10 protein-coding genes and 1 pseudogene are annotated in these 8052 nt (G+C 57.8%); 10 read left to right on the plus strand and 1 reads right to left on the minus strand.

Features of this window, described 5'->3' with window-relative positions:
• Positions 1 to 191: 191 nt before the first annotated feature.
• The gene (locus HMPREF2826_RS09275) at positions 192 to 764 is read left to right on the plus strand and encodes an FHA domain-containing protein (protein WP_070639747.1); all 573 of its coding nucleotides are present in this window, start codon (positions 192 to 194) and stop codon (positions 762 to 764) included.
• Positions 765 to 876: 112 nt separating this feature from the next.
• Here the strand turns inward: HMPREF2826_RS09275 and HMPREF2826_RS05080 are convergent, their stop codons facing one another.
• On the minus strand, positions 877 to 1650 hold the full coding sequence (locus tag HMPREF2826_RS05080; protein WP_070641155.1) for a DeoR/GlpR family DNA-binding transcription regulator: 774 nt from the start codon (positions 1648 to 1650) through the stop codon (positions 877 to 879).
• Positions 1651 to 1978: 328 nt separating this feature from the next.
• Between HMPREF2826_RS05080 and HMPREF2826_RS05085 the strand changes: the two genes are divergently transcribed.
• From HMPREF2826_RS05085 to HMPREF2826_RS05120, 9 genes and pseudogenes are all read left to right on the plus strand, one after another.
• Entirely contained in the window at positions 1979 to 2395 is a 417-nt protein-coding gene (locus HMPREF2826_RS05085; protein ID WP_058271198.1) for a PTS sugar transporter subunit IIA, read from the plus strand.
• Positions 2396 to 2506: 111 nt separating this feature from the next.
• Positions 2507 to 3262, plus strand: coding sequence for a PTS mannose/fructose/sorbose/N-acetylgalactosamine transporter subunit IIC (locus tag HMPREF2826_RS05090; RefSeq protein WP_070639750.1), 756 nt, complete (start codon positions 2507 to 2509; stop codon positions 3260 to 3262).
• Positions 3262 to 4092 carry a PTS system mannose/fructose/sorbose family transporter subunit IID gene (locus HMPREF2826_RS05095; protein ID WP_070639752.1) on the plus strand — a complete coding sequence of 277 codons (831 nt, stop codon included), beginning with the start codon at positions 3262 to 3264 and terminating at the stop codon, positions 4090 to 4092. The genes HMPREF2826_RS05090 and HMPREF2826_RS05095 overlap by 1 nt, the downstream gene beginning before the upstream one ends.
• A gap of 195 nt (positions 4093 to 4287) precedes the next feature.
• Positions 4288 to 4974, plus strand: a complete 687-nt coding sequence (locus tag HMPREF2826_RS05100; protein WP_070639754.1) for a ribulose-phosphate 3-epimerase — start codon at positions 4288 to 4290, stop codon at positions 4972 to 4974.
• Positions 4975 to 5027: 53 nt separating this feature from the next.
• Positions 5028 to 5513, plus strand: coding sequence for a PTS sugar transporter subunit IIB (locus HMPREF2826_RS05105; RefSeq protein WP_070639756.1), 486 nt, complete (start codon positions 5028 to 5030; stop codon positions 5511 to 5513).
• Between the two features lie 159 nt (positions 5514 to 5672).
• A pseudogene (locus tag HMPREF2826_RS09660) lies at positions 5673 to 5999 on the plus strand (alcohol dehydrogenase catalytic domain-containing protein); the annotation flags it as partial.
• A 60-nt stretch (positions 6000 to 6059) separates the two neighbouring features.
• Positions 6060 to 6683 (plus strand): zinc-binding dehydrogenase, encoded by a 624-nt coding sequence (locus tag HMPREF2826_RS09665; protein ID WP_246824729.1) that lies wholly within the window; start codon positions 6060 to 6062, stop codon positions 6681 to 6683.
• Positions 6683 to 7243, plus strand: coding sequence for an SIS domain-containing protein (locus tag HMPREF2826_RS05115; RefSeq protein WP_070639760.1), 561 nt, complete (start codon positions 6683 to 6685; stop codon positions 7241 to 7243). The genes HMPREF2826_RS09665 and HMPREF2826_RS05115 overlap by 1 nt, the downstream gene beginning before the upstream one ends.
• 3 nt (positions 7244 to 7246) lie before the next feature.
• Positions 7247 to 7897 carry a hypothetical protein gene (locus HMPREF2826_RS05120; RefSeq protein WP_070639762.1) on the plus strand — a complete coding sequence of 217 codons (651 nt, stop codon included), beginning with the start codon at positions 7247 to 7249 and terminating at the stop codon, positions 7895 to 7897.
• The last annotated feature ends 155 nt before the right edge of the window (positions 7898 to 8052 follow it).

The raw sequence follows: 8052 nt of genomic DNA on the forward strand, positions 1-8052 counted from the left end.
ACGCGGGCGCGTCACGCACGGCACCGTCGGTAGGGGCCCGCGCGCGGCGACGGGGGCGACGGGAGGATTTTGAGCGGGACGCGACCTCGCAAGGCGCCCCCGGACAGGATGAAAAAAGGTCGTCGCAGGCTCCGGGGTGTCGACGTGCGGGATGCGGCCCCGCGCCCTCGCAGGAAGAGGCATCCGAGCCGGTGACAAGTGAGCCGCAGACAAAGGTCTGCCCGCGCTGCGGCGCGGAGCTCTTTGGAGACATGGGAATCTGCTACGAGTGCCTCTACGACTTCACGAAGCCCCGCGCCGCGCCCCCGACCCTGCCGGAGGCGGTCGAGCCTGGTGTGGTCGCGGCGGGCGCGGACGAGGTCGAGGAGGCCTGGGACCAGGAGATGGGTGCCGACGCGCTCAACGAGCCATCCGACGCCACCATGAGGCTGGAGCCGGGAATGTACGGCGATTGCACGCTTGACGTGCTGAGCCTCAGGATACGCTCGTCTGACGTGGATGTGACCCTGCCTCTGGGGGAGGACCCTCTCGTCGTGGGTCGCTCTCCTGACTGCGACATCGTGCTCCACTCGCCGGCCGTGTCTCGCAGGCACGTGTGCCTTGAGCCGGTGGGTGACGGCGCGCTCGTGAGGGACCTTGGCGCGACGAACCCGGCCATGCTCAAGGGGAGGTCCGTGCGTGACGGGCAGCGCCTTGTTGTGGGGGATACCTTTGACGTGTGCGGCACGCTCTTCACGCTCGTGGGACCTACGGATTCTGCGTAAGATGGCATGCATGGCTGTGGCGGCGTCTGATCACGTGTCGGGCGCCGCATCTTGTGCGGATGGGGCAGCTGCGGCTGGTGTGCAGCCGGAGGAAACTTCGTCCATGACCGAGCTACGTACAGACCTCGATGACATGCGTCCGACCACCGGCAGCGCGCACGGAAGTTGCTACGATTCCGTGAGGGTCTGAGTCCATGATGATCAGGTCGATCTCGCCTGGCATGGCAAAGGGAACAAAAAACCTGCTCGCACCTACCTTTGTGGCGTCCATGAGAATGACGGTGCGGTCGCTATGCTTCATAAACTCCTTCTTTGCCTCTGCGGTCACCTTGCGCTCCGCGAGAAAGCCCAAATGCCTCTCGAATCCATCTGCGCCAAGGAATGCCTTGTCGACATGGACATTAGCCAGAGAGGCTGCCAGCAGCGGACCATAATAGTGGTACCCACAACCAAGGATGCCTCCCGTGCAGATTGGCGTGACGTTTGGCAGCCTTTGTGTCACGTAGTTGATGATGCCTGGCTCGTCGGTGATAATCGACAGGTTGGTTTTTGGGTTCAGAGCGTTCACAAACGCCAGCGTGGTGCTCCCAGACCCCACGAGGATTGTCTCGCCGTCGGTCACGAGACCTGCCGCGGCGTGTCCGATGGCATCCTTTGCCCGCGTATTTCTTCGCATGCGCTTGGGGAGGCTTGGCACCACAAGTTCCTTGACGGAAACGGCGCCACCATGGATACGCTTCAGCTTGCCCCCATACTCAAGCTCCGAGAGATCCGTTCGTATTGTGACTGTGGAAACTCCAAATGTCTGGCTGAGCGTTGCCACGTGCACAATTCCTTGCGAGGAGAGCAATGAAAGTATCTGCCGCCGCCGGTCATCCGATGTCATCCTCTGATTCGTGCCGCCCACGGTACCCCCTGTTGAAAACGACGGTTAATAAAAAGCGCGATACGCTCACGCGCATGTTCATGAAAAGGAATGCTGACGAGCGCTGCGACTTCGTTGCCTAGGATAACCCCATATTCAGGCAGGTCGGGCCAACCTTCGCTTCAAAGTAGATATCACAAGATGAAAGACTTTCAATTACTTTCGTTTTGCAACCGTTAGTAGAAAAGAAAGTACCACTCGGGGCGGTTTAGTAAGCTCTTGAGGGGCCTAACTATCTCCCAACCTACTATTGCAAGTACCAATTCGGCAGACGGGAGGAGGCTTTACAATGGTCAACATTCTTCTTGTGACCCATGGAGAGTTTGCGCAGGGCATCACATCCGCGCTTACGCTCATCATGGGCGAGGCTTCGGGGTATGCGACCGTCTCTTTGAACCCCGGAGAGTCTCCAGATGCCTTTATGGAAAAGCTGTCGGAACAGGTCAAGTCGCTTTATGACGACTCGCAGGGAGATGGCGTGCTCGTCCTTGTGGATCTGCTTGGCGGCACCCCATGCAACTGCATCGCCCGCATTATGAATGAGTTAGGAACCGACAAGATTCGCTGTGTGACCGGGTTCAGTCTTCCCATGCTCATCGAGTCAGTGAGCAGCAGAGATACGCAGAATCTCATGGAACTCGAAGAGGCAGCGCTCTCTTCTGGGGTCCAGGGAATGGTCAGCCTCATGGAAAAGGTTTTCGGCTAAGCAGGTACGTACAACCTAGTGTTGAGGGGAGGTCCGAGGTTATCGAGGGCTGGTCGAAGGCTGCACTTTCGCTTTGAACCTGCTGGGATGTGAAAGTAGAAGGTGAGAGTAGTGATCATACAAGCAGTTCTTGTTGCACTCATCACAACCTGCTGCACGTGGTGGTTTAGCCATGTCATCACAAGGACTTGGCTGTACCCCCTGTGGTCAGGATTTCTCGTAGGACTGGTGCTGGGCAGGCCCGTCGAGGGCATGATGATTGCTGCGGCAATCAACCTGCCTTACGTTGGTTTCATCACCGCCGGTGGCTCCATGCCTGGCAACCCGCAGTTTGCAGGCCCCGTGGGTACGGCGCTTGCGCTTGTCTCCGGGCTCGATGTGAACTCCGCTACGACAGTCGGTGTCATTCTTGGTAGCGTGACCATCATGGTGTGGACCGCCTATATGTCCATCAACACCCTGTGGGTCCACATGGCCGAGAGCTACCTGGAAAAGGGCAACATTCGTGCCATGAGGATGTGCAACTACGTTCCGTCGTTCTTCGTATCGCTTGTACTTAATGGCATACCTGCCATGCTCGTGGTGCTCTACGGTGCGCCGTTTGGCGAGTGGTTCCAGGCCTTTCCGCAGTGGATTGTTGACGGCTTCGGCATCGTTGGCGGCCTCATGCCCGCCCTCGGTATTGCCATGCTGCTTCAGTACCTGAACAAGCCCAAGCTGATGCCGTTCTTCTTCCTCGGCTTTGCGCTTGCAGAGTTCATGGGCCTCACCACGACGATGGTCACGTTCATTGCTGTCCTTATCGCAATCCTGCTCTACAACTATCAGTCAGATGGCACTAAGAAACTGTCTGGGGGCGAGGCATAATGGCGCTCTCTAAGAAGACGCTTGTCAAGAACTGGCTGTTCACCTACTCGTCCGAGACCTGCTACAACTACGAGCGACTTCAGGGTCTTGGCAACACGAACGCATTCGTTCCCGTCATCCGCGAGTTGTACCCCGAGGACAAGCAGGCGGAAGAGCTTAAGAAGTACCTCGTGTTCTACAACACCGAGCCGTCCTGGATGGGCACGATCATCAATGGCATCACCTGCGCCATGGAGGAGAAGAGGTCTGAGGGCGAGGACATCTCCGCTGACGACATCATGCTCATGCGCTCTTCGCTCATGGGCCCCATGGCAGGCATCGGCGACACGGTGTCGCAGTCGATCGCGTACCCTATCCTTGCGGGCATCTGCATTCAGCTTGCGCTTGCGGGCAACTTCGCCGGCCCGATCATCTTTGACGTCGGCTACAAGATTCTCCAGCTCACGTGTGGCTACAACATGTACATGCTGGGATACAAGAAGGGCCGCGACGCCATCGTAGACCTGCTTCAGAGCGGCATCATCAACAAGGTGCTCGATGCGGTCTCCATCATCGGTCTCATGGTCGTTGGTTGCATGACCGTTGGAAATGTGACGCTCGACCTCTCATGGCTCAAGTTCGACTGGACCAACGAGCTGGGCACCATCTCGCTCAACCTGCAGACCGGCGTCTTCGACGCGCTGCTCCCGGGACTCCTCCCGCTCCTCGTGGTTCTCGGAACGTGGGCGCTTCTCTCGAAGAGGCAGGTAAAGCCCCTTACGATGGTGCTCGTCATCTTCGCGGCTGGCTTTGCTCTTGTCGGCATCAAGGCTCTCATGGGTCTCTACTAGGCCCCAATTGCGAGCCCGCGCAGAAGCGTCCTCGTGCGTCGAGTACGCAGGGGTGCCCTCCTGTCCACACAGCGATGTCCCAATCGGGACAGGAGGGCACGCTAGTAAGGTCCCCGTCGCGTTTGCGCCGCGACGAGGGCTCGGTACGAGTATGAGCCTTTTGCCTGAGGGGCGAGGCTCTCCAGGGGGCAAAACATGGGAAAAAAGAAGGATTTGGACATCTACCCCTCAATCATGTGCTGCAAGCCGTGGGATTTTGAGGCCTACGTTCACGCCTTCGAAAAAACTGGTGTGGCAGGGATACATTTTGACGTGATGGACGGTCACTACGTGCCCAACATCATGCTTGGGGCAGAGGACTTCAAAGCGATTCGGGCGCTTACGAGCCTCCCCATCGATGTCCACATCATGGCCACTGAGCCTGAGCGTTTTGTCTCGTACTTCGATGTTCGAAGGGGAGACTCCTTGAGCTTCCACCCTGAGGTGTCCCTTCAGCCGTATCGCCTGCTCGAGAGCCTGCGCGCCGCCGGCGTCTCGGCTGGTTTGGCACTGAGCCCCGGTGTTCCGGTGTGCTATTTGGAGGAGTGCCTCGACGTCCTGGACTTTGTGATGGTCATGGCTGTGAGTCCAGGATTTGCTGGCCAGAAGATGGTCCCCGATCACCTAGCCAAGCTGCGCAGGATCAAAACGATAGTCTCACGGGCGGACCATCCCATTGGCATCGTGGTTGACGGCAACACCATACCGTCGAATGCAAGGCTCATGCATCAGGCTGGGGCTACGGGCCTCGTCGTGGGCACGTCTTCGATCATTCAGGGCGGACCTGATGCGTTTGCCGAGAAGTACCGAGACTACCAGGCGCAGATTGCGTGCGTGGAGTAGCGCCCTCCCACAGCATCCTTGGGGCGCATTCAAAATCAAAGGAGAACAGAGCCATGAGCGTAAAGAATTTGGTATTTACCCGCATTGACGACCGTTTGATTCATGGACAGGTCATGACGGCCTGGATTCATCAGTTTCCGGAGTGCGCCCACATCATGGTCGTAGACGACCAGGTGAGCAGAGATCCGTTCATGACCAAGATGTTCCAGCTGCTTCTTCCCGAGGGAACAAGCATCGAGACGCTCTCGGTGGAAGATGCCGCCCCAAAGCTCAAAGAGGGCCTGCCTAAGCAGACCATATTGCTGGTAAAGTTCCCACTCACCATACAACGGCTGGTAGATGCCGGTGTGGACATTGACTTCGTGAACATTGGCGGCATGGGCATGTCGGCGGGAAGGCAGAGGTTCTACAAGAATATCTCTGCGTCTCCCGCAGAGCGCGAGATCCTCAAGGAGCTTGTGTCAAAGGGAATCAAAGTTGAGATTAGGATCGTGCCCGCGAACAACGCCGTAAGCGTCGAGGGGCTTCTGAGGAAGTAAATCGATCTTGGTGCGACTGTCAATGGGCAAGAATGTCATTATATATAGATTGGGCTGACGCACACCATGGACTTTTCACGATACCTCTCTCCCTCCGCATATCACGAAGAGAAGATGAAGGCCTGCAGACTTCATCGCATAGGTGAGTTCACTGCAGATATGGTTCCGATTCCTAGGCCGGTTGGAGAGCAGCTGCTGCTTAGGGTTGAGGGGTGCGGGGTCTGTGGCTCCGACATCCCAAGAATCTTCGAACTTGGAACCAGCAGGCAGCGTTATCCGCTCATCATCGGGCATGAGTTTGGCGGCACGATAGTCGAAGTTGGCGAGGGCGCCGATCAGTCGCTCGTGGGGAAGCGCGGGGCAGTTTTTCCCTGTATCCCATGCGGGACGTGCGACTCTTGCCTATCGGCCAACTATGCCATGTGTGAGGATTATGACTATCTTGGGTCAAGAAGCGATGGTGGGTTTGCGGAGTATTGCCTGGTGCCATCCGCGTGGCATTTCGTCGAATCGAAAAACCCCAGTCTTCCCGGAGAGGCCCTTGGCATGACGGAACCATGTACCGTCGCGCAGCATGCCATTAGGGAGGGCGGGGTTACCGCAGGCATGACCGTCCTCGTCATGGGCGCAGGTCCCATCGGCATCATGTCGGCTCGTTGGGCCCAGCTCTTTGGGGCGTCCGTCGTCCTATCCGAGATCGTTGAGGAGAAGTGCGAGTTTGCCCGAGCGCATGGATGCGATGTTGTCAACTCAAGTCAAATCGACCTTATCGAGCGGGTGCACGAACTTACGAACGGTAAAGGTGTTGACGTCGTGATCGAGGGCACCGGTGCGGGCGCTGCCTTGGGGCAAGCCATCGAGTGCGTGAGGACGTTTGGCACCATTGTGATGATGGGCAATCCCGCAAACGACACGACCATAAAGCTCATGCAACACAGCCAAGTCCTTCGTAAGGAGCTGAAGCTGCAGGGCACCTGGAACTCCCACTACGCCGACGCTCCCATCAATGAGTGGCGCTACACCGTACGTATGCTCGACGAAGGAAAGATGAAGGTCACTGATCTCATCACGCACAGAAGCTCACTCGATGACCTGCCCGCCCTCTGCGCGGGAATCAACGACCGCTCCATTCTCATCTGCAAGGCCATGTATGTGCCGGAGGAAAAGTGATGGCTGGAAGGGCTTCGACTGCGCTCGTGCTTCAAGAGCTTGGAGAGACCCTTCCGACGATTGACGACGGGCAGATTGACTGCCTTGTTGACGAGCTTCTGGTATCGGGACGTCGCGTTCTTGTGACGGCTGTCGGACGTATGCTCATCTCGCTCAAGGCGTGGGTCAAGAGGCTCAAGCACCTGGGCGTTGATATCAACTACGTCGGCGATGAGACGGAGATGCCCGTGCGCAAGCACGATTTGGTGCTCATTGGCTCAAGCTCCGGCGAGAGCCGTCTTCCGGCGGAGATTGCGCGTATCGCAAAGGAGCGGGGCGCAGACGTCTTCTATATTGGATGCACGTCAGGAAGCGCCATTGATGCCCTTGCGTCGGAAAGGCTCATGCTTCGCGGACGCACGAAGTTTGCAGCTCCTGGCGAGTATGCCTCCAAGCAGCCGATGTCCACCCTTGTCGAACAGGAGCTCTTCCTTCTTGGGGACATCGTCGCACTCGAGATCATGCGGCGCAGGGGATGGACCGAAAAGGACGTCAAAGACCGACATGCGAACCTGGAGTAGGCTATGAACTTCTCGGACTTCGTTGAAAAGCTCAAGGAGCTTGTTCCTTTGCCTCGTCCTGAGGTCAACCTGAGCTTTGATGAGTACGTTGACGTGCTCTACGATGTCGTCGAGCAGTGCGTCCAGGACGTCTGCCAAAGTGATGCCGTGCGGGCACTGCCTGGCATGAGGCATGATGATGCCGCTGGCGGGCGCGTGTTGAAAGCTGCCGTGTCACGTGTGGCGATTCTCTCGGCTATTCGCTGTTGGAATTCGGATGGCCGCTTTAAGGACTGCACGAGTAAGGCCGTGGAGGACGGAGTCATCTCTCGTGCCAGAGACGGCCTGGGACTCTCCGAGAAGGAATCGGAGGAGTTTCTCAAAAAGTACTATGAGGCGGCCGAGAGACTCGACGGGAGCGATGGTCCAGACGAAGGGGCGGAGCGGGTTGGTCCGTCAGACGACCAGCGCATCGCGAAGCAAATGATCATTTTGCTCCGCACGGCGTTTGCATCTGAATACGAGGGACCCGATGACGTGCTGAACGCCGCGGTCGTGGCCTCCTCGGTGCTGATTCTTGCCATGGAACGCATGGCCGCCCATCTTGGACAGTCGTCAATGGTGGATGGCAATACGGCACTCATGAAGCACCCAAGATTCTACGTGGCGCAGTAGAGCTAGGTGCGGCGTCCGGCCAGGTGCCGGACGCCGCCTGTCGACATGCTGCCGTTTCGATGTCGTCGCGGCTCCAAACAAAAACAGGCCAGAGGTCGTTAACCTCTGGCCTGCGTGCGTGCTGGTGGCGGGGAAGGGAATCGAACCCCTGACAC

The organism is Olsenella sp. HMSC062G07 (assembly GCF_001811895.1).
In the GTDB taxonomy this organism is placed as follows: domain Bacteria; phylum Actinomycetota; class Coriobacteriia; order Coriobacteriales; family Atopobiaceae; genus Olsenella_F; species Olsenella_F massiliensis.

What these genes read in the sequence shown, in the direction of transcription:
- HMPREF2826_RS05080 (WP_070641155.1), bottom strand. Translation starts at nt 1,650, where the DNA reads ATGACATCGGATGACCGGCGGCGGCAGATACTTTCATTGCTCTCCTCG.
- HMPREF2826_RS05085 (WP_058271198.1), top strand. Translation starts at nt 1,979, where the DNA reads ATGGTCAACATTCTTCTTGTGACCCATGGAGAGTTTGCGCAGGGCATC.
- HMPREF2826_RS05095 (WP_070639752.1), top strand. Translation starts at nt 3,262, where the DNA reads ATGGCGCTCTCTAAGAAGACGCTTGTCAAGAACTGGCTGTTCACCTAC.
- HMPREF2826_RS05100 (WP_070639754.1), top strand. Translation starts at nt 4,288, where the DNA reads ATGGGAAAAAAGAAGGATTTGGACATCTACCCCTCAATCATGTGCTGC.
- HMPREF2826_RS05105 (WP_070639756.1), top strand. Translation starts at nt 5,028, where the DNA reads ATGAGCGTAAAGAATTTGGTATTTACCCGCATTGACGACCGTTTGATT.
- HMPREF2826_RS09665 (WP_246824729.1), top strand. Translation starts at nt 6,060, where the DNA reads ATGACGGAACCATGTACCGTCGCGCAGCATGCCATTAGGGAGGGCGGG.
- HMPREF2826_RS05115 (WP_070639760.1), top strand. Translation starts at nt 6,683, where the DNA reads ATGGCTGGAAGGGCTTCGACTGCGCTCGTGCTTCAAGAGCTTGGAGAG.
- HMPREF2826_RS05120 (WP_070639762.1), top strand. Translation starts at nt 7,247, where the DNA reads ATGAACTTCTCGGACTTCGTTGAAAAGCTCAAGGAGCTTGTTCCTTTG.